Annotated in this window: 17 protein-coding genes and 2 pseudogenes; 3 read left to right on the forward strand and 16 right to left on the reverse strand. The window is 73.7% G+C overall.

Features of this window, described 5'->3' with window-relative positions; genetic code table 11:
* Positions 1–162: 162 nt before the first annotated feature.
* From ACLQ2V_RS23580 to ACLQ2V_RS23590, 3 genes and pseudogenes are all read left to right on the forward strand, one after another.
* The gene (locus ACLQ2V_RS23580; protein ID WP_425720737.1) at positions 163–1,689 is read left to right on the forward strand and encodes a 3' terminal RNA ribose 2'-O-methyltransferase Hen1; all 1,527 of its coding nucleotides are present in this window, start codon (positions 163–165) and stop codon (positions 1,687–1,689) included.
* Positions 1,686–4,208 (forward strand): polynucleotide kinase-phosphatase, encoded by a 2,523-nt coding sequence (locus tag ACLQ2V_RS23585; RefSeq protein WP_425720738.1) that lies wholly within the window; start codon positions 1,686–1,688, stop codon positions 4,206–4,208. Before ACLQ2V_RS23580 ends, ACLQ2V_RS23585 begins: the two co-directional genes overlap by 4 nt.
* 118 nt (positions 4,209–4,326) lie before the next feature.
* A pseudogene (locus ACLQ2V_RS23590) lies at positions 4,327–5,103 on the forward strand (DedA family protein); the annotation flags it as partial.
* Positions 5,104–5,654: 551 nt separating this feature from the next.
* Here ACLQ2V_RS23590 and ACLQ2V_RS23595 read toward each other — a convergent pair.
* The 16 genes and pseudogenes from ACLQ2V_RS23595 to ACLQ2V_RS23670 form a co-directional block, all read right to left on the reverse strand.
* On the reverse strand, positions 5,655–6,032 hold the full coding sequence (locus ACLQ2V_RS23595; RefSeq protein WP_088969178.1) for an ArsR/SmtB family transcription factor: 378 nt from the start codon (positions 6,030–6,032) through the stop codon (positions 5,655–5,657).
* A 57-nt stretch (positions 6,033–6,089) separates the two neighbouring features.
* Entirely contained in the window at positions 6,090–6,629 is a 540-nt protein-coding gene (gene pyrE / locus ACLQ2V_RS23600) for an orotate phosphoribosyltransferase (protein WP_425720739.1), read from the reverse strand.
* A 169-nt stretch (positions 6,630–6,798) separates the two neighbouring features.
* Positions 6,799–7,608: an SDR family NAD(P)-dependent oxidoreductase gene (locus ACLQ2V_RS23605; RefSeq protein ID WP_425720740.1), complete on the reverse strand. Its 810-nt coding sequence runs from the start codon at positions 7,606–7,608 to the stop codon at positions 6,799–6,801.
* 7 nt (positions 7,609–7,615) lie between these two features.
* Positions 7,616–8,239, reverse strand: a complete 624-nt coding sequence (locus tag ACLQ2V_RS23610) for a hypothetical protein (RefSeq protein WP_425720741.1) — start codon at positions 8,237–8,239, stop codon at positions 7,616–7,618.
* 91 nt (positions 8,240–8,330) lie between these two features.
* Positions 8,331–9,311: a hypothetical protein gene (locus tag ACLQ2V_RS23615; protein ID WP_425720742.1), complete on the reverse strand. Its 981-nt coding sequence runs from the start codon at positions 9,309–9,311 to the stop codon at positions 8,331–8,333.
* A 145-nt stretch (positions 9,312–9,456) separates the two neighbouring features.
* Positions 9,457–11,052 (reverse strand): polyamine aminopropyltransferase, encoded by a 1,596-nt coding sequence (locus ACLQ2V_RS23620; RefSeq protein ID WP_425720743.1) that lies wholly within the window; start codon positions 11,050–11,052, stop codon positions 9,457–9,459.
* A complete protein-coding gene (locus ACLQ2V_RS23625) occupies positions 11,049–11,819 on the reverse strand; it encodes a hypothetical protein (protein WP_425720744.1) in 771 nt (256 codons plus the stop codon). The genes ACLQ2V_RS23620 and ACLQ2V_RS23625 overlap by 4 nt, the downstream gene beginning before the upstream one ends.
* Positions 11,819–12,241, reverse strand: coding sequence for a DUF350 domain-containing protein (locus ACLQ2V_RS23630; protein WP_425720745.1), 423 nt, complete (start codon positions 12,239–12,241; stop codon positions 11,819–11,821). The genes ACLQ2V_RS23625 and ACLQ2V_RS23630 overlap by 1 nt, the downstream gene beginning before the upstream one ends.
* Positions 12,242–12,274: 33 nt before the next feature.
* Positions 12,275–12,706, reverse strand: a complete 432-nt coding sequence (locus ACLQ2V_RS23635) for a DUF4247 domain-containing protein (protein ID WP_425720746.1) — start codon at positions 12,704–12,706, stop codon at positions 12,275–12,277.
* A complete protein-coding gene (locus ACLQ2V_RS23640; protein WP_425720747.1) occupies positions 12,703–13,266 on the reverse strand; it encodes a DUF2617 family protein in 564 nt (187 codons plus the stop codon). Before ACLQ2V_RS23640 ends, ACLQ2V_RS23635 begins: the two co-directional genes overlap by 4 nt.
* Positions 13,267–13,269: 3 nt before the next feature.
* Positions 13,270–13,899 carry a DUF4178 domain-containing protein gene (locus tag ACLQ2V_RS23645; protein ID WP_425720748.1) on the reverse strand — a complete coding sequence of 210 codons (630 nt, stop codon included), beginning with the start codon at positions 13,897–13,899 and terminating at the stop codon, positions 13,270–13,272.
* Between the two features lie 83 nt (positions 13,900–13,982).
* Positions 13,983–14,882, reverse strand: a complete 900-nt coding sequence (locus tag ACLQ2V_RS23650) for a hypothetical protein (protein WP_425720749.1) — start codon at positions 14,880–14,882, stop codon at positions 13,983–13,985.
* Positions 14,883–14,952: 70 nt separating this feature from the next.
* A complete protein-coding gene (locus ACLQ2V_RS23655; protein ID WP_425720750.1) occupies positions 14,953–15,318 on the reverse strand; it encodes a hypothetical protein in 366 nt (121 codons plus the stop codon).
* 129 nt (positions 15,319–15,447) lie between these two features.
* Positions 15,448–18,039: an ATP-dependent chaperone ClpB gene (gene clpB, locus ACLQ2V_RS23660; protein ID WP_425720751.1), complete on the reverse strand. Its 2,592-nt coding sequence runs from the start codon at positions 18,037–18,039 to the stop codon at positions 15,448–15,450.
* Between the two features lie 189 nt (positions 18,040–18,228).
* On the reverse strand, positions 18,229–18,480 hold the full coding sequence (locus tag ACLQ2V_RS23665; RefSeq protein ID WP_425720752.1) for a hypothetical protein: 252 nt from the start codon (positions 18,478–18,480) through the stop codon (positions 18,229–18,231).
* A pseudogene (locus ACLQ2V_RS23670) lies at positions 18,477–18,722 on the reverse strand (DivIVA domain-containing protein); the annotation flags it as partial. The gene ACLQ2V_RS23665 and the pseudogene ACLQ2V_RS23670, both read right to left, overlap by 4 nt.
* Positions 18,723–18,898: the final 176 nt, after the last annotated feature.

Consider the following 18,898-nt stretch of genomic DNA (forward strand, 5'->3'; position numbering starts at 1 on the left):
GTCGCCTGATCCACCCGCGACACCCGTCGCCCCGCCGACCCACCCCGGGTCGGCGGGGCGACGCCGTTTCGGCGCGATGACCAGCGACGCCGCCGTACCGGCGGCCCGGAAAGGCCGGAAAAGGGGACGACGCAAGATCGAGAGCCCTGACAGCATGGGCGCGTGCTGCTCACCCTGACCACCACCCACCGGCCGGCGACCGACCTCGGGTACCTGCTGGTCAAGCACCCCGACCGGGTGCACACCTTCGAGCTGCCCGTCGGTGCCGCGCACGTGCTCTACCCCGAGGCCGACGAGGGGCGCTGCACCGCCGCCCTGCTGGTCGACGTGGATCCGCTGAAGCTGGCCGGCGGGCGCGGCCAGGGCCGGGGGCGCGGCCAGCAGAGCGCCCCGGAGGGCTTCACCCTCGGGCAGTACGTCAACGACCGGCCGTACGCCGCGTCGAGCCTGCTCTCCTCCGCGCTGGCCAAGGTGTTCCGCTCTGCCCTGCGCGGCGAGTCCCGGGACCGGCCCGAGCTGGCCGCCGCCGCCATCCCGCTGGAGGTGCGGGTGCCGGTGCTGCGCTGCCGGGGCGGGGCCGAGCTGGCCGAGCGGATGTTCGCCCCGCTGGGCTGGGCGGTGACGGCCACCCCGATCCCGCTCGACGAGGCGTACCCGCAGTGGGGCGACAGCCGGTACGTGGACCTGACGCTGACCGGCGCGCTGCGGCTCGCCGACGCCCTCAACCACCTGTACGTGCTGCTGCCCGTGCTCGACGACGCCAAGCACTACTGGGTGGCCCCGGACGAGATCGACAAGCTGCTCCGGGCCGGTGCGGGGTGGCTGGCCGCCCACCCGGAGCGCTCCACCATCACCCGCCGCTACCTGGCCCACCGTCGCGCCCTGGCCGGGGAGGCGCTGGCCCGCCTCGCCGAGGAGCGGCTGGCCGAGGAGCCGCCCGTCGACAGCGTGGTCGAGGCCGACGGCGAGGAGCCGCCCCGCTCACCGTCGCTGGCCGTACGCCGCCGGGAGGCGGTGCTCGCCGCCCTGGCCGCCAGCGGGGCGAGCCGGGTGCTGGATCTGGGCTGCGGCCCCGGCGCGCTGCTGGCCGCCCTGGTCGGCGACCGCCGCTACACGGAGGTCGTCGGGACCGACGTCTCCGTGCGGGCACTGGCGATGGCCGAGCGCCGGCTGCGGCTGGACCGGCTGCCGGAGCGGCAGCGGGACCGGATCCGGCTGTGGCAGTCCGCGCTGACCTACCGGGACGACCGGCTGCGCGGGTACGACGCGGCGGTGCTGATGGAGGTCATCGAGCACGTTGACCCGCCGCGCCTGCCGGCGCTGGAGGACGCCGTGTTCGGCCACGCCCGCCCAACCACGGTGCTGGTGACCACGCCGAACGCCGAGCACAACGTCCGCTACGAGGGGTTGGGCGCGGGCCGGTTCCGGCACCCGGACCACCGCTTCGAGTGGACCCGCGCAGAGTTCGCCGCCTGGGTCGGGCGGGTCGCCGCCGCGCACGGCTACACGGCGACGATCGACGGGATCGGCGACGACGACCCGCAGGTCGGCCCGCCCACCCAGCTCGCCGTCTTCCGCACCGCCGAGCCGGCGAAGGCCGGCGGGCCGGCAAGGGCCGGCGAGGCAGCGCGGACCGGCGAGGCAGCGCGGACCGCGAAGACGACGGCGACGAAGGCGGAGACCCGGTGATCGACATTCCCGAGCTGGCCCTGGTGGCGCTGGTCGGCGTCTCCGGCTCCGGCAAGTCGACCTTCGCCCGGCGGCACTTCGCCCCGAGCCAGGTGCTCTCCTCCGACGCGTTCCGGACGCTGGTCGCCGACGACGAGAACGACCAGTCGGCGTCGGCCGACGCCTTCGACGCGCTGCACCACGTCGCCGGCATCCGGCTGCGGCGCGGCCGGCTCACCGTCGTGGACGCCACGAACCTCCAGTCGCATGCCCGCGCCGGGCTGGTCCGGGTGGCCCGGGAGCACGACGTGCTGCCGGTGGCGATCGTGCTGGACGTGCCGGAGCCGCTGGCCTGGGAGCGCACGCAGGGCCGCGCCGACCGCAGCTTCGGCCGGCCGGTGCTGGCCCGGATGCAGCGGGACCTGCGCCGGTCGTACGGGCAGTTGGCCCAGGAGGGCTTCCGCAAGGTGCACGTGCTGCGCGGCGTCGAGGAGATCGACGCGGCGCAGATCCGCTACGAGAAGCTCTTCAACGACCGGCGGGAGCTGACCGGGCCGTTCGACATCGTCGGCGACGTCCACGGCTGCCGCGCCGAGCTGGAGGCGCTGCTGCTGCGGCTGGGCTACCTGCTGCGCCACGACGACGCGGGCCGCCCGGTGGACGCGGCGCACCCGGCGGGGCGTACCGCCGTCTTCGTGGGTGACCTGGTGGACCGCGGCCCGGACTCCCCCGGGGTGCTGCGCCTGGTGATGGGCATGGTGGCGGCCGGCCACGCGATCTGCGTGCCGGGCAACCACGAGCAGAAGCTGCTGCGCAAGCTGCGCGGCCGGGACGTGCGGCTGACCCACGGGCTGGCCGAGACGATGGCCCAGCTGGAGGCGGAGCCGGCGGAGTTCGTCGCCCAGACCGCCGCGTTCATCGACGGCCTGGTCAGCCACTACGTCCTCGACGGCGGCCGGCTGGTGGTGGCGCACGCCGGGCTCAAGGAGGCCTACCAGGGCCGCGCGTCGGGCCGGGTCCGGTCGTTCGCGCTCTACGGGGAGAGCACCGGCGAGACCGACGAGTACGGCCTGCCGGTGCGCTACCCGTGGGCGCGCGAATACCGGGGCTCGGCCATGGTCGTGTACGGGCACACGCCGACCCCGGTGCCGGAGTGGGTGAACAACACCCTCTGCGTCGACACCGGCTGCGTCTTCGGCGGCAAGCTGACCGCGCTGCGCTACCCGGAGCGGGAGCTGGTCGCCGTCGACGCGCTGCGCCAGTGGTACGAGCCGGTGCGCCCGCTGGTCGAGCCCGCACCGGCCCGCCCCGACACGGTGCTGGACCTGCGCGACGTCACCGGCCGCCGGCACGTCGAGCACGCGTACGGGACGCTGACGGTGCCGGCGGAGAACGCGGCCGCCGCGTTGGAGGTGATGAGCCGCTTCGCGGTCGACCCGCACCGGCTGGCCTGGCTGCCGCCGACCATGGCGCCCTGCTCGACGGCCACGGTCGAGGGGTTCCTGGAGCACCCGGCGCAGGCGTTCGCCGACTTCCGGTCGGCGGGCGTGGAGCGGGTGGTCTGCGAGGAGAAGCACATGGGTTCGCGGGCGGTGGTGCTGGTCTGCCGCGACCCGGACGGCGGCCCGTTCGGGCCGGGCGGCGGGGTGGTGCACACCCGCACCGGTCGGCCGTTCTTCGGCCCACCGCTCGACGGCGAGCTGCTGGACCGGGTGCGGGCGGCGGTGACCACGGCGGGGCTCTGGGCGGAGCTGGACACCGACTGGCTGCTGCTGGACTGCGAGCTGCTGCCCTGGTCGGCGAAGGCCGGCGGGCTGATCCGGGAGCAGTACGCGAGCGTCGGCGCGGCCGGCCGGGCCGCCCTGCCGGCGGTGCTGGCCACCCTGGACGCGGCGGTCGGGCGGGGCCTGCCGGTGGCTGCGCTGCGGGAGCGGATGGCCGACCGGCTGGCGGAGGTGACGGCGTACTCGGCGGCCTACCGGGCGTACGTGGGGCCGACCGACGGGCTGCGCGGGATGACCCTCGCCCCGTTCGCGGTGCTCGCCTCGGCGGGGGCCAGCCACGCCGAGCGGGACCACGGCTGGCACCTCGACCTGGCCGACCGGCTCTGCGCCGCCGACCCGGAGTTCTTCACGCTCACCCGGCGGCGGGTCGTCGACCTGGCCGACGCCTCGGCCGAGGCCGCCGCGACCGACTGGTGGTTGGCGCTGACCGCCGAGGGCGGGGAGGGCATGGTGGTCAAGCCGTACGCCGGGCTGGCCGCCCGGTCGGCGCGGGGGTCGCTGCTACAGCCGGGGATCAAGTGCCGGGGCCGGGAGTACCTGCGGATCATCTACGGCCCGGGGTACACCGCGCCGGTGCAGCTCGCCGCGCTGCGCCGCCGGTCGTTGGGCCGCAAGCGGGGGCTGGCCCTGCGCGAGCACGCGCTCGGCCTGGCCGCCCTGGACGCGCTGGCGGGCGACGCCCCACTGTGGCGGCGGCACGAGTTGGTCTTCGCGATCCTGGCTTGCGAGTCCGAGCCGGTCGACCCCCGCCTCTGACGGCCCCGCCGCGCCGGCCCGTCGGTGCCGACGGGCCGGCCCGCAGCCGCCCCCCGGCACCGCCTGGCCGGCGGGGGCGGTGCTGGGTGGGCGTGTCCTGCGGGGTTCGGTAGCCTCTGTGGCCGTGGACACAGCAGAGAAGGCACGAGCGGTCGCCGAGACCGTCGCCCTGAACCCGCTCGACCCGAAGGATCTGATCCACACCTTCGGGTTGGTCGGCGTCTGGGTGATCCTGTTCGCCGAGACGGGCCTGCTCGTCGGCTTCTTCTTCCCGGGTGACTCGCTGCTGTTCCTGGCGGGCGTCGCCGCGTCGCCGGTCGCGGACGCGATCTTCGGCGACGGCACCCGGGTCTCCCTGGCCGGGCTCCTGATCGGCGGGCCGATCTGCGCGATCGTCGGCGCCCAGCTCGGGCACTGGCTCGGTGCGCGGTACGGCCGGCGGATGTTCGACCGCCCCAACTCCCGGTTGTTCAAGCGGGAGTACGTGGAGAAGGCGGAGTACTACTTCCAGAAGTTCGGCCCGGCCAAGGCCGTGGTGCTGGCCCGGTTCATCCCGATCGTCCGCACGTTCCTCAACCCGGTGGCCGGGGTCCTCGGTATGCCGGCCAAGCAGTTCCTGCTCTGGAACATCGTCGGGGCGATCCTCTGGGTGGACGGCATCCTGCTGATCGGGTACCTGCTGGCCGACCGGATCTACGCCGCGATCGGCGACAAGATCGACCGGTACATCCTGCCGGTGGTCGCGCTGATCATCGTGATCTCGGTGCTGCCGATCTTCTTCGAGTTCCTGCGCGACCGGCGGGCCCGCAAGCGGGGCGAGACGATGACCGTGGTCGCGGCGGCCAGCGCCGTCGGCGCGGTGGAGGCCCTCCGGGAGGCCGTCGACCACCACCGCCACCACGACGACGAGCCGACCCAGCAGTACGGCAAGCCGATTCGGCAGCACCACGACCCGACGCAGGAGTACGGCGAGCCGCTTTACAGGGACCAGGGAGCGCCGCTGCAGCAGGCGACCTTCACGCCGGGTACCCCGCAGCAGGAGGCGCCGCAGATGTCGCCGCCGCTGTACGGGGTGCCGCCGTACGAGGAGCAGGATCCGCCGGCGCAGTACCCCTCGCAGCAGTACCCGCCGACGACCTACGGTGGACGGCGCCCGGAGTCGGGCGAGGGTCAATAGGCGACGCCGGGTGCCGGTGGCCTCCGTCGCGACACGGTCCGGCGGAGGCCATGGCCCGACGACCGGCGGAGGGCCGGCGGAACGCGCGCCGATGGCCGGCCCCGCGCTGCGGGACCGGCCATCGGAAAAGGCCGCGACGAATCGACGGCGGACGAAGCGACAAGGCTCTGCCGGTAACCCGGGCACGGATCACCGTCCGGTGGTGGCGCCACCCCTGACACGCCACCCGATGCCGGCCCGAGAACGGGACGGCCCGGAAGAGAACCTCGTCAGCGAGCCTTCTTCGTGGCCCGCTTACGCGGCGGCGTGAGCAGATCCGCGATCGTCGCGATCGCGGACGGCACCAGCCGGTAGTACGCCCAGACACCGCGCTTCTCCCGCTCCAGCAAGCCGGCCTCGGTGAGGATACGCAGGTGGTGACTGACCGTCGGCTGGGAGAGGCCGAGCGGTGCGGTCAGGTCGCACACGCACGCCTCGCCCTCGGGCGCCGACTGGATCAGGCTGAGCAGCCGAAGCCGGGCGGGGTCTGCGAGGGCCTTGAGGACCCCCGCAAGCCGCTCGGCGTCGGCACGTTCGATCGGCTCGCCGGCAAGCGGCGAGATCTGAGGCATGGTCATTTCAGCCAAAGCAGTTCCCACGAATTCCATCCTTCCACCAGCAGCATCGATCCGGCTGCATATCAGCAGATCCGAATCGGTAAACTTTTAGGCCACAAGGCCGAGGTCAGCCAACGTATAGGCCGTCCGATACGGCAATCCGGCGGCTCGCACCGCGTCGCCGGCGCCACGATCAACAATAACCGCCACACCCACCACTTCGGCTCCGACCTCGCGCAGTGCCTCCACCGCGGTCAGCACGCTGCCACCGGTCGTGGACGTGTCCTCGACCGCCAGCACCCGTCGCCCTGCAACGTCAGGCCCCTCGATCCGACGTTGCAGGCCATGAGCCTTACCCGTTTTGCGAACGACGAAAGCGTCGAGGGGGCGATCCGTCGCCGACGCGGCGTGCAGCATGGAGAGGGCGATCGGGTCGGCGCCCAGGGTCAGGCCGCCCACCGCGTCGTACTCCCAGTCGGAGGTCAGGTCGAGCAGCACCTGACCCACCAGAGGTGCAGCCTGGTGATGGAGCGTGACACGTCGCAGATCGACGTACCAGTCCGCCTCCTGGCCCGAGGAAAGCACCACCCGCCCCTGGACAACAGCCAGGTCAGTGATGAATTTACGCAGGTCGTCATGGGCCCCCATGGCGATAGAGGGTACTGCGCAAGTCTGGGTGCCGTGTGCGCGCCCCACCCGGGATCAGCCCTGAGGGCGACGATGGTTGGCGATGTTCAGCTACTCTGTGCGATCGTCTTCGCGGCACCGGGCCCGGCGGAACCTCCTGCGGGCTCCGGGGCGGGCGCTGGCTCGCAGGTCAGCCGGGAGTTTGCCGATCGCGTCCGCGGGTGTCTCGGCCGAATCGGCGCAGCAGGCTCCGGGGCGCGTGCCGCAGGGCGGCGGCGGCCAGCCGGTAGCGCCGTGACGGCACGCTCACTGTGCGACCTTTCCGCAGGTCACGCAGCCCTTCCCCGACGACCTGCTCGACTTCCAGCCACATCGCGCGGGGCATCGCCGACATGTCGATGCCGAGCCGCTCGTGCGCGCCGGTGCGGGTGTAGCCGGGGCACAGGGCCATGACCTGCACTCCCCGGGGCCTGGTGGTGAGGTCGACGGACTCGCTGAACGCGGTGACCCACGCCTTGCTCGCCGGGTACGTCGACCCGGGCATCACCGGGCCGAAGCCCGCGATCGAAGAGACATTTATCACTGCCCCGTGCCCCCGGTCGGTCATCGGCCCGATCGCGGCGAGGGTCAGCCTCAGCACGGCGTGCACGTTCAGCCGCAACAGGCGGGACTCGTCGGCGACGCTGGAGCGCAGGAAGGTCTGGTTGAGGCTGGTCCCCGCGTTGTTCACCAGCAGCTCGACCGGGGTGCCCTCGGTGAGCCGGCGTTCCACGGCGAGGCAGCCCTCGTCGGTGGAGAGGTCCGCCGCGACCACCTCGACCGGGTGGCCGTGCCGGCCGGTCAGCTCGGCGGCGACCGCCGCCAGCCGGTCGGCGTCGCGGGCCACCAGCACGAGGGCCCAGCCCTCGGCGGCCAACCGGCGGGCGAACTCGGCCCCGATACCGGCGGTCGCGCCGGTGACCAGCGCGCGGCGCGCGGCGGGGGCCTGCCCTGCGGTCACGGGGTCCTCATCGGGGCGGGTACGGGGGCATGGCCGGCGGGGGACCGACCGGAGTTGACGCGCGACGGCGCCGACCGAACCACGCATTGGCGGCCGGCAGCGCCAGCAGCGCGGTTACCACAAGGTAACCGAGGACCTGGCCGACGGAAAGGGCCGCGTTGACCGGAAGCCACCAGGACGGGTAGGCGTCGCCGACCAGGCCGAGCAGCTCGGTGGTGGCCCGGTCGTTCGCGTCGCCCCGCAGCGGCACGGCCCGCTGGCCGGCCAGCGTCGCGAGCCCGCAGCAGCCGACGACCGACCCCAGGCCGGCGACCACCCACGTCGCCGTCCGGGCCCCGCCGCGACCGGCCAACAGGCCGAACGCCAGCCCGACGAGCACGACGCCGACCAGCACGGTCAGCGCCGCCGACAGCCCCACCGTCAGCCGGAGCACCGTGACCAGGCCGTCGACCGCCCCGGCGCCGGCGGTGGTGTCGGCCGCCGCCGCCCGGAACCGGTCGACGGTGCCGCCCAGGGTGACCAGCGCGGCGATCGCGTAGGCCAACGCGCCGACCGCCATCAGCACCAGCATCGAGGCCGCCAGCCGCACCGCCACGGGGCGGCGGGCCGGCACCTGCTCGGGGTACGACACGACAGATCCCTCCGGTAGGCGTCCGTGTGGAACCTACTCGGAGGGATCGTCGGTGTCCCCGTTGTCCGGCGCGTCCCGCGCGGGGGTGGGGTCAGCTTGAGGAGGACGAGCCCGAGTCCGACGACGAGGAGCCGCCCCCGGAGTCGCCGCCGCCGCTGTGACCGCTGCCGCCGCTGTCTCCGCCGCTGTGACCGCTGCCGCCGCTGGGCGACGGCCCGGGGTCGGCCGACTGCCCCGGCCCGGCCGGACCCGGCGGGTCGTACGACGATCCCGGGGCCGGCTGGCCCGGGTACGGGTACGGCTGATCCGGGGAGGTCGAGCCGGGAGCCGCGTGCGGCGCGGACGACTGACCGGGCTGGCCGTACTGGCCGGGCTGGCCGTACTGGCCGGGCTGGCCGTGCTGACCGGGCTGGCCGGGCTGGCCGTACTGGCCGGCACCGTAGGACTGGTCGGGTGCCTGGGGGTACGCCGGGTAGGCGGCACCCGGCACCGGGGGCTCCCAGGCCTGCTGCGGCTTGCGGAAGAAGGCGTTCGCCGCCGGCAGGGCCAGCAGGATCAGCGCCGCCAACAGGGCGAGCACCGCGATGACCCCCAGCGTGTTGCTGACCGGGGTCAGCCAGGAGGGCAGTTCCGCCTCCAGCCGGCGGGTGAGCTCCTCCGGGCTGGGCCCGTCGTTGGTGCTTCCGCCCGTGTCGGCGAGCCCGCCGCCGACGCTGTTCAACAGCAGGCTGCTGCCGGAGCAGCAGGCCATCAGGCCGCCCAGCACCCAGGTGGTGATCCGGGCGCCGTTGCGGCCCTGGTTGTTGAAAAAGGCCAGCGCCACCAGGCCGAGCGCGAAGAGCAGCACGAAGATGGAGCTGCCGACGCCCACCGCGAGGGTGAAGTCCGTCGTCGACTCGAGGCTGGTGCCGGCGTACGCGTCGCGCAGTACGTCGCGGGTGGCGCCGAAGGTGACCAACGTCAAGATCAGCTGGATCACCTGGATCAGGGCGACGAGCATCAGTAGGTAACTGGAGACGGTGACGACGGCCGGACGTGTCCGGGCCGGTGGGGGGCTGTGCGGGTCGACCACGATGCTCCCTTCCTGGGCTGGGGCTCACACCGTAACCAGTGCGGTCCAGGCCGGCACCTCGAAGGACGCACAACGCGCCGACACGCCATGCGCCGAGCGACCGGGTCGCCCAGCGAACGGACCACCGCCGGTGCCCGTCGGTCCGTCAGTAGCCGCGCCACTCCGCGCGGGCGTACTCCAGGACCCGGGGTCGCAGCAGGGTGGAGGCGGGGACGTCGAGCCGGGGCCGGTCGGCGGGGAAGTTCCCCGCCGACGCCAGCGTCCCCGCGCTCAGGAAGCGCAGCGGGGGTGCGGCGGCGGGCAGCGCCAACGCCGGCGGGGTGGCCCCGGGCGCGGCCAGCAGGAACCCCCAGTCGCCGAAGCTGGGCACGTCGACGTGGTACGGCACGGTGGCGAAGCCGGCCTCCCGCACCGACGCCTCGATCGACCAGTACGACCGGGGCGCGAAGTACGGCGAGCCGGACTGCACCACCAGCCGCCCGTCCCCGGCGAGCACCGACCGGACCAGGGCGTAGAACTCGACGGTGTAGAGCTTGGCGGTGGCCGTCTCGTCCGGGTCCGGCAGGTCGGCCACCACCACGTCGAAACGCTCGGCGGTGCCGCGCAGCCAGCCGAACGCGTCGGCGTTGACCACCCGCACCCGGGGGTCGGCGAACGCGTCGCCGTTGAGTTCACGCAGTTGCGGCTCGCGGCGGGCCAGCGCCACCACCGCCGGGTCGAGGTCGACCACGGTCACCCGGCGCACGTCGGGGTAGCGCAGGATCTCCCGGACCGCGAGCCCGTCCCCGGCACCGAGCACCAGCACCTCGCCGCGCGGGCCGTTGAGTGCGGGGTGCACCAGCGCCTCGTGGTAGCGGTACTCGTCGACGGAGCTGAACTGCAGGTCGCCGTTGAGGAACAGCCGCAGGTCGGTGGCGGTGCGGCCCGCCTCCCGCACCGAGCGGGTCAGCACGATCTCCTGGTAGCGGCTGCGCTCGGCGTGCACCACCGGGTCCCGGTAGAGCTGCTGGCGGGCGGTCAGCTCGAAGTCGTGGGCGGTGAACCAGGCGTAGCCCAGGCAGAGGGCGACCACCACGGAGCCCGCGCCGACCGCGATCCGCGCCCGGCGACCCAGCTCCGCGCGGAACACCGTGCAGACCAGCGCGACGCCGGCCACCGCGTTCACCGCACCGACCACCAGCGCGCCCTTGAGCTGGCCGAAGACCGGCATCAGCAGGAACGGAAAGGCTAGCCCGCCGAGCAGCGCGCCCACGTAGTCGGCGGCGAAGAGGTCGGCCACGGCGCTGCCGGCGGACTGCTCCCGGATGCGTTGCAGCATCACCATCAGCAGCGGGATCTCCGCGCCGATGAGCAGGCCGAGCACGAACGCGGTGCCGACCAGCGCCGGGCCGTACAGGTCCAGCCAGGCGAACGCGGCGTAGAGGCCGAGCACCGAGAGCCCGCCGAGCAGGGCGAGGGCCAGTTCGACCAGCGCGAACGCGGCGGCGGCGCGGGGCTGCAACGGCTTGGCGGCGAGCGCGCCGATGCCCATCGCGAAGACCATCACGCCGAGCACGATCGACGCCTGGCCGACCGTGTCGCCGATCAAATAGCTGCCGAGGGCGACCAGCGCCAGCTCGTACACCAACCCGCAGGCGGCGCAGACGAAGACCGCGACCAGCACCGCCGTGCGGGCCGACCGGCGGCGCGGCCGGGCGGTCGGCCCGCCGTCGACCGCCGCCGCCGACACGTCGGTGGTCACGCCGCGCCCTGGGTACGCCCGGCTGGCGTCGCCCGCTGCCGACGCCACTGCACGAGGCCGACGGCGATCAGCAGCCCGGCGACCAGCAGCACCCCGGCGGTGGCGAGCAGCCAGCCCCAGCGGTCCCGCCAGAAGTCGCTGCCGGCGCCGGGCAGCGGGGCCACCGAGGCGGACGGGTCGGCGCTCGGCGGGGCGGCCGGCGGGGCCAGGCCGGCCTCGGCGGCCAGCAGCGGCAACGTCGCGGCGGCCCGGCAGATCGCCCAGCCGGGCTCGTCGAGGAAGGCGTCCTCGTCCAGCCCGAACCGCTCCAGGCCCCGCTCGATCGCGCGCAGCTCGGCGAATCGGAAGCCGGACGAGCCGGTCACGGCAATTGACGCGATGTCGCGGCTCTCCACGCCGTAGTCGATCACAACGCGGACCTGCACCCAGCGCGTGCAGCCGGCGCTGTTGACGGCGACCCCGTCGCCGAAATTGGAGCCGACATTGACCAGGGAATCAAAATCTCGCTCCAGCCGCCAGCCATAGCAGATGCCCTGGCCGGCGGCGGCCTGGGCGAGCAGCGGCACGGTCTGGGCCCGCTCCTCGGCGGTCGGCGGCGGCACGTCGGTGCCGGACTCGTCGGCGAAGGCCAGTCCGAGCCCGAAGGGGATGCCGCAGAGCGCAAAGATGAACAGGCCGGCGGCGAAGGCACTGGCCTGCGGCTTCTCCGGCGGCGTCGGGTGCTTGTCGCCCGGGTCGGCGGGGGTGGCGGCGGTGCGGGTGAACATCAGCTGATCGCGGCGGCGATGACCGCGCCGGTGGCCAGGTGCACCACCGCCGACACCCACACGGCGGGGTGCGGCTCCGGGTCGACCAGCAGCTCGCCGAGCTTGCCCGGGGTCAGCGCGTCGAGCAGCAGGAAGGCCACGGCCATGATGACCAGGCCGACGATCCCGTACGCCGCCGCGCCGATCAGGCCCAGCACGAAGTCGTCGTCGCTGGCCACGATGGCGGCGACCACGATGATGCCGACGCCGAGCAGGTTGGAGGAGAGCAGCAGCGCGGCGTTGCGGTTGCGCTCGGTCCAGATCAGCTCGTGCAGCTTGCCGGGGGTGATCACGTCGACCAGCCCGTAGCCGACGCCCATCAGGACGACGCCGACCACGCCGTAGGCGAGGGTGACCAGTAGGTCGATGACGAGATTCTGCACAGGGGGCTCCAGTTCGAGGGGTCGGTCGTCGGGCTACTTGCCGGAACCGGGGCCGCCGCCCCGGACGGTGTTGCCGCGCCCCCAACCCCAGTACGACCCGACGGTCGAGTGGTAGCGGGCGTGGGCGGTGGTCATCCGTTCGAGCAGGATCACCGAGCCGGCGGCGATCGGCAGGATCACCACCGAGTCGTCGTCGTAGCGCAGGTAGACGCCGCTGCCGTCGACGTACTCGTCGGCCGGCTTCCACGCGTCGGTCACCTCCTTGGCGACCTGGCTGGGCGACTTCGGCGAGGTGTACGCGATCGCGTCGTCGCCGATGTCCCGGCTCGACGCCCGGCTGTAGTTGTCCTCCACGTACCCACGGGGGGAGAAGTTGCCGGAGAAGATGGCGACGGCGGCGATCAGCGCGCCGACCACGGCGAGCGCCGCGCCCGCCACGAGCCAGGTCCGGTACGACTTCTTCACAGCTCCCCCTCCGCTCGCGACTGCGGGGCTCGCAGAACCGGCTCACTCCTCGCGCTCACAGTTGCCACCACCGTCTCGGTCAGGACCAGCTCGTTGGTCTGGGGATACGCGTGCCAGGTGCGCCAGGCGACCGTCCCGCCCGGCGGATCGGCCCGGACGGCGAGGGCGGTCACCGCGTCCACGTCGCCGGGGAAGACCCCGACCAGGGCGTACGGGTCGCCGGCGAGCTCGGCGCGGAGCGCGGCGACCCGGTCGGCGAGCCCGGTGCCGGTCGGCCGCAGCACCGTGGCGGTGAACCGGTAGCCGGTCGCCTCGTCCAGCCTGGTGGCGGGCAGCTCCGGCGGGCGGCCGGGCAGGCACGCCACGGTCTCGGTCAGCTCGACGCCGGGGGCGCGCAGCAGCACCTGGTGGGACGCGCCGAGCAGTCGCAGCCGCAGCCGCACGCCGGCGGGCAGGTCGAGGTCGAGCACGTGCAGCGCGGGGCGTTCCGCGTCGCCGAGGGCGAGGCTGAGGTCGGCGGCGCTGGTGTCGACGTACGGAGCGTCCAGGGTGACCAGCACGCCTCAGCCCACCTTCTCCGGGCCGGACTGCGGATAGATCATGACCTCGGCGCGGTGCAGCTCGTCGCCCCGGGCGACCTCCCAGGCCGCGTTGCCGTACGCCTCGAAGGAGAGCCGCAGGGCGCCCGGTCCCCGGTAGTCGTGGTAGCGCATCGCGCCCGACGGGTCGAGGCCCGTGGTCCCGGTGGAGGTGAACAGGGCGTGCCCGGACTCCTTGCTGGTGTACCGGCGGCCGTCGAGGTCGATGCTCCGCGCGCCCGGGGTGAGGGTGAGCGCCGGGTCGGTCGTCCAGAGCACCAGCGCCAGGTCCGGGTCCTCCTCGACGGAGAGCCAGAGCTGCCCGCCGGCGGCGTCGTCGAGCAGGTGCTCCGACCAGGTCCAGGTGCCCTCCTTGAGCAGCACCGAGCCGCGCACCGCGTACGACGTGCCACGGATCTCGACGATGTCGCCGGGGCTGAGCCGGCGCGGGTCGCCGCGCAGCGCGTCGGCATCCCGGTCGCGGAACGGATCCGTCGGGCCGGCATGCCCCGTCTTCTTGCGCGACCGCCGCCAGGCCAGCACGGCGACCACGATTCCGGCCACCGCGACGAGGCAGCCAGCCGTCGTCACCAGATACGCCACCGATCCGTCCACTGCGATCGCCTCCCCAGGTGCGTCGGCGAGGACGGTAACAACCCCGTGCACGTGGGGAAACCAGCTGTTCGCTGAGTAAACGATCAGCTACCCGGCGCGGCGGGCGAATCGGTGGGCCCGGGGCTGGGCGACACGGGCGGCGCGGGTGCCGGGCCGGGTGGCGTCGGGGGGTGGGCCAGGTGCAGGGCCGGGGCGGGGCAGATCACGTACCCGGGCGGGACCGCATACCCCGGCGGGAGCCAGCCGCCCACCGGCGCGACCGGCCCGGCGGGCGGAAGCGGAGGGCTGGGCCAGCCGACGTACGGCATCGGGCCGGCCGGGGGCTGCGGCCGGGGCCGGAAGTAACGGTTCGCGGGCGGCAGGGCGAGCAGCAGCACCACGGCCGCGCTGAGCAGCAGCACGGTCAGCACGCCGAGGCCGATCACCGGGAAGATCACCGCGTCGTGGGCGTCCTGCCGCTCGTACAGGGTCTCCAGGAACTTCGACTCCTGCCAGAAGCCTTCCTCGGGGAAGGGCTCCCCGTCGGGGCCCATCCCCTCGGGATCGATGCCCTCGGGATCGATGCCCTCGGAGAGCCCGAGCACGAGCACGAGCGGGAACAGCAGCGCGCCACCGCACGCCTGGGCCAGGCAGAGCAGCAGTTGCCCGCCGCCGGAGACGAAGACCAGGACGCGCGCGACGTTGCGCCCCCGCAGCAGCGGCAGCGCGGTGCCGGCGAGCCACCCGGCGAGCAGCAGGACGGGCACGCCCACGAAGAGGGTGCCGAAGACGTTGGCACTCCGCTCGTCGCGCACCTCGGCGGGATCGGCCGTCGGCACCAGCCGGGCCGCGCGGCTGATCTCCCCGTCGAAGCGCACCGCCTCGTACGCGGCCAGGGCGACCAGCCCGAGCAGGATCAGCACGGTGGCGATCTGGAGCCAGCAGGCGACGGTGACCGAGGTCGGTCGGGGCGGGCGGATCGGGGCAGCCCCGGGTGCGGTCATGCCCGCACCGTACGGTCGGCGGCCGGGCATTCGGCAGCCCCGATCGGTCGGCGTCGACCCGGCTATTTGATCAACGTTTGCCGAGCTCGCCGGCGGCGTACTCGCCCAGCGTCGTCCGGCGGCGCACGCAGCCGGTCTGCGTGACGAGCTCGGTCGGATCGGCGCGCATCGCCGCCCAGGCCGCGCGGCCCGCCGCCGGGTCGATGCGGTCGAGCAGGGTGGCCGCGTACGCCCGGCCGGCCGGCGAGCCGTGCGTCAGCAGCCGGTCGACCTTCCGGCGGGCCTGCTCCGGGTGCGCGTCGAGCTGCCGCTCGACCTCCCAGTACGCCTCGGCCTGCGGCGACGCCCCGAGCATGCTCAACCCGAAGATCAGGGCGTTGGCCTCCGCCAGCTCAGTGACCGCCCCGTCGAGTTTCCTGTTGCCCCGTCCGAGCATCCCTGTCCTTCCTCGGCAGGAAGGGCCCCGTCGATCCGAGGGGCCCTTCCTGACCCTTTGCGCGACCCTGACCTTTGCGCGACCCTGACCTTTGCGCGACCCTGACCTCTGCGCGGCGGCGGTCGCCCGTCAGCTCGCGGTGACGGTCAGGCCGTCCTTGCCGTCGGCCAGGTCGACCTTCACCGTGTCACCGTCGCGGATCGTGCCGGAGAGCAGCGCGCGCGCGAGCTGGTCGCCGATGGCGGTCTGCACCAGGCGGCGCAGCGGGCGGGCGCCGTAGATCGGGTCGTAGCCGTGCTCGGCCAGCCAGCCCCGGGCCGCTTCGGTGATCTCCAGCCCGAGTCGGCGGTCGGCCAGCCGGCGGCGCATGCGCTCAAACTGGATGTCGACGATGGCCCGCAGGTCGTCGCCGAGGAGCGAGGCGAAGACCACGATGTCGTCGAGCCGGTTGAGGAACTCCGGCTTGAAGTGCGACCGGACCACCGCCAGGACGCCCTCGCGGCGCTGCTCGTCGGCCAGCGTCAGGTCGCCGACCACGGACGACCCGAGGTTGGAGGTGAGCACCAGGATGGCGTTGCGGAAGTCCACCGTGCGCCCCTGGCCGTCGGTGAGCCGGCCGTCGTCGAGCACCTGCAACAGCACGTCGAAGACGTCCGGGTGGGCCTTCTCCACCTCGTCGAGCAGGATCACCGAGTACGGCCGGCGGCGCACCGCCTCGGTGAGCTGACCGCCCTCGGTGTAGCCGACGTAGCCGGGCGGGGCACCGACCAGGCGGGCCACGGAGTGCTTCTCGCCGTACTCGCTCATGTCGATGCGGACCATGGCCCGCTCGTCGTCGAAGAGGAACTCGGCGAGCGCCTTGGCCAGCTCGGTCTTGCCGACGCCGGTCGGGCCGAGGAAGAGGAAGCTGCCGGTCGGGCGGTCCGGGTCGGCGACGCCGGCCCGGGCGCGGCGGACCGCGTCGGAGACCGCGCCGACCGCCTCGGCCTGGCCGACCACCCGGGCGGCCAGCGACTCCTCCATCCGGAGCAGCTTGGCGGTCTCGCCCTCCAGCAGGCGGCCGGCGGGGATGCCGGTCCAGGAGGCGACCACGGCGGCGATGTCGTCCGCGCCGACCTCCTCCTTGAGGATCGCGCCGTCGGCCTGGAGCCGGGCCAGCTCCTCCTCGGCCTTGGCCAGGTCGGTCTTCAGCGCCGGGATGCGGCCGTAGCGCAGCTCGGCGGCCCGCTCCAGCTCCCCGTCGCGCTCGGCCCGCTCGGCCTCGCCGCCGAGGCGCTCCAACTCCTCCTTGGCCGTGGAGAGCTTGGTGATGTGGTCCTTCTCCAGCTTCCAGCGCTCCGACAGCGCGGTGAGCTGCTCGCGCTTGTCGGCCAGCTCCTTGCGCAGCCGCTCCAGCCGCTCGGCGGAGGCGGCGTCGGGCTCCTTCGCCAGCGCCATCTCCTCGATCTCCAGGCGGCGCACCGCCCGCTCGATCTCGTCCACCTCGACCGGCCGGGAGTCGATCTCCATCCGGAGCCGGGACGCGGACTCGTCGACCAGGTCGATGGCCTTGTCGGGCAGGAACCGCTCGGTGATGTAGCGGTCGGAGAGGGCGGCGGCGGCGACCAGGGCGGCGTCGGTGATCCGTACGCCGTGGTGCACCTCGTAGCGCTCCTTGAGCCCGCGCAGGATGCCGATGGTGTCGGTGATGGTCGGCTCGCCGACCAGCACCGGCTGGAAGCGGCGCTCCAGCGCCGGGTCCTTCTCGATGTGCTCGCGGTACTCGTCCAGGGTGGTCGCGCCGACCATCCGCAGCTCGCCGCGGGCCAACATCGGCTTGAGCATGTTGCCGGCGTCCATCGAGCCCTCGCCCTTGCCGGCGCCGACGACGGTGTGCAGCTCATCGAGGAAGGTGATGACCTGGCCGTTGGAGTTCTTGATCTCCTCCAGCACCGACTTCAACCGCTCCTCGAACTGCCCCCGGTACTGCGCGCCGGCGACCATCGCGCCGAGGTCCAGCGAGATCAGCTTCTTGTCGCGCAGCGACTCGGGCACGTCCCCGGCCACGATCCGCTGGGCCAGGCCCTCGACGATCGCGGTCTTGCCGACGCCGGGCTCGCCGATCAGCACCGGGTTGTTCTTGGTACGCCGGGACAGCACCTGGATCACCCGGCGGATCTCGGAGTCCCGGCCGATCACCGGGTCGATCTTGCCGTCCCGGGCGCTGGCGGTCAGGTCGACGCCGTACTTGCTCAGCGCCTGGTAGGTCTGCTCGGGGTCGGCGGTGGTCACCCGGCGGTCCCCGCCCCGGACGGTCGGGAAGGCCGCGACCAGGGTCTCCTCGGTCGCACCGGCCGACTTCAGCGCGCCGGCGACCGCGCCGCCGACCCGGGCCAGGCCGGCCAGCAGGTGCTCGGTGGAGGTGTACTCGTCGCCCAGCGGCCGGGCGATCTGCTCGGCCGCGCCGATGGCGTTGACGAACTCGCGGGCGAGGGTGGGCTCGGCGAGGCTGGAGCCTCGGGCGGCCGGCAGGGCGTCGACCGCCCGCTGGGCGGCCCGGCGCAGCTCGACGGGGTCGGCCCCGGCGGCGCGCAGCAGGCCGGCGGCGGTCGACCCCTCGGTGTCCAGCAGCGACAACAGCAGGTGCCAGGGCTCCACGGTGGCGTGGCCGCGCTGGTTGGCCAGCGCGACGGCACCGGTGATGCTCTCGCGGCTCTTGGTGGTGAGACGTTCGGTGTTCATGGGCTCCCCCGGTGATCGGCGTGTCCACTGGGACAGACACAACCAGAGTTGAGTCTATTCCGCTCAACCTTGCAGCTGTGACCTGAGTCACGCACTTCACTCCCGAGCGGCGGCAGCCGCCGCCGTTCCGGCAACCCGCACCCCTTCGGGTGCACTTCTTGTCGCCCTGGCGACAACTACTGCACCCGATCAGCGGAGTAAGCGAGCGGTGCAGGGCGTCTCGTGATCGGCCCGCAGCACACAGCGCCGCCCACCGTCGAGCCGCCGGTCGCAGAACACGCGGTGGCGTACCCCCTGGTCGTCCTCGGCGGAGACGGTGGTCTCGCCGGGATCGACGGGGGCGACGATGGCCAGCGACCGGACGGCGGTGCCGGCCAGGATCTTGGCGCGGGCCAGGTCGGCCGCCACCACCGGCAGGTGGATGACATACCGGCCGCTCACGGCCGCCGGGCCAGGTCGCGCGCGGCCGGCGTCTGGCGGGACTGCCGCTCCCGCAGCGCCGCCGCGATCCGAGCGACCTCCTCGCGGCTGCGCGCCAGCGCGGCGTAGGCAGCGGCCAGGTCGGTGGCGACCCGGTCGAGGAACTCGGTGACCTCCGCCGGGTCCGCGCCGCGCCGGCGCATCGTGCAGGTCCGGCTCCGCACCTGCCAGGGCCGCAGCGGCGGGTACGACCACGGGCGGTAGACGCTGGCCGGCGGCCGGTTGCGCGGACCAGGCGGAACGGTCTGGGCAACACCGACGAGCCGGCCTGAACCGACGAGCCCGGCAGCACCGACGGGCCGGTGGGCTGCCGGGTACGGCCCGGCAGGCTGGCGGCTGAGCAGAAATCGTAGAAGTGCACGCACCACAGGCTGTCCTT

Origin of the sequence: Micromonospora sp. DT233 (genome assembly GCF_049841815.1) — a bacterium.
GTDB lineage: Bacteria > Actinomycetota > Actinomycetes > Mycobacteriales > Micromonosporaceae > Micromonospora.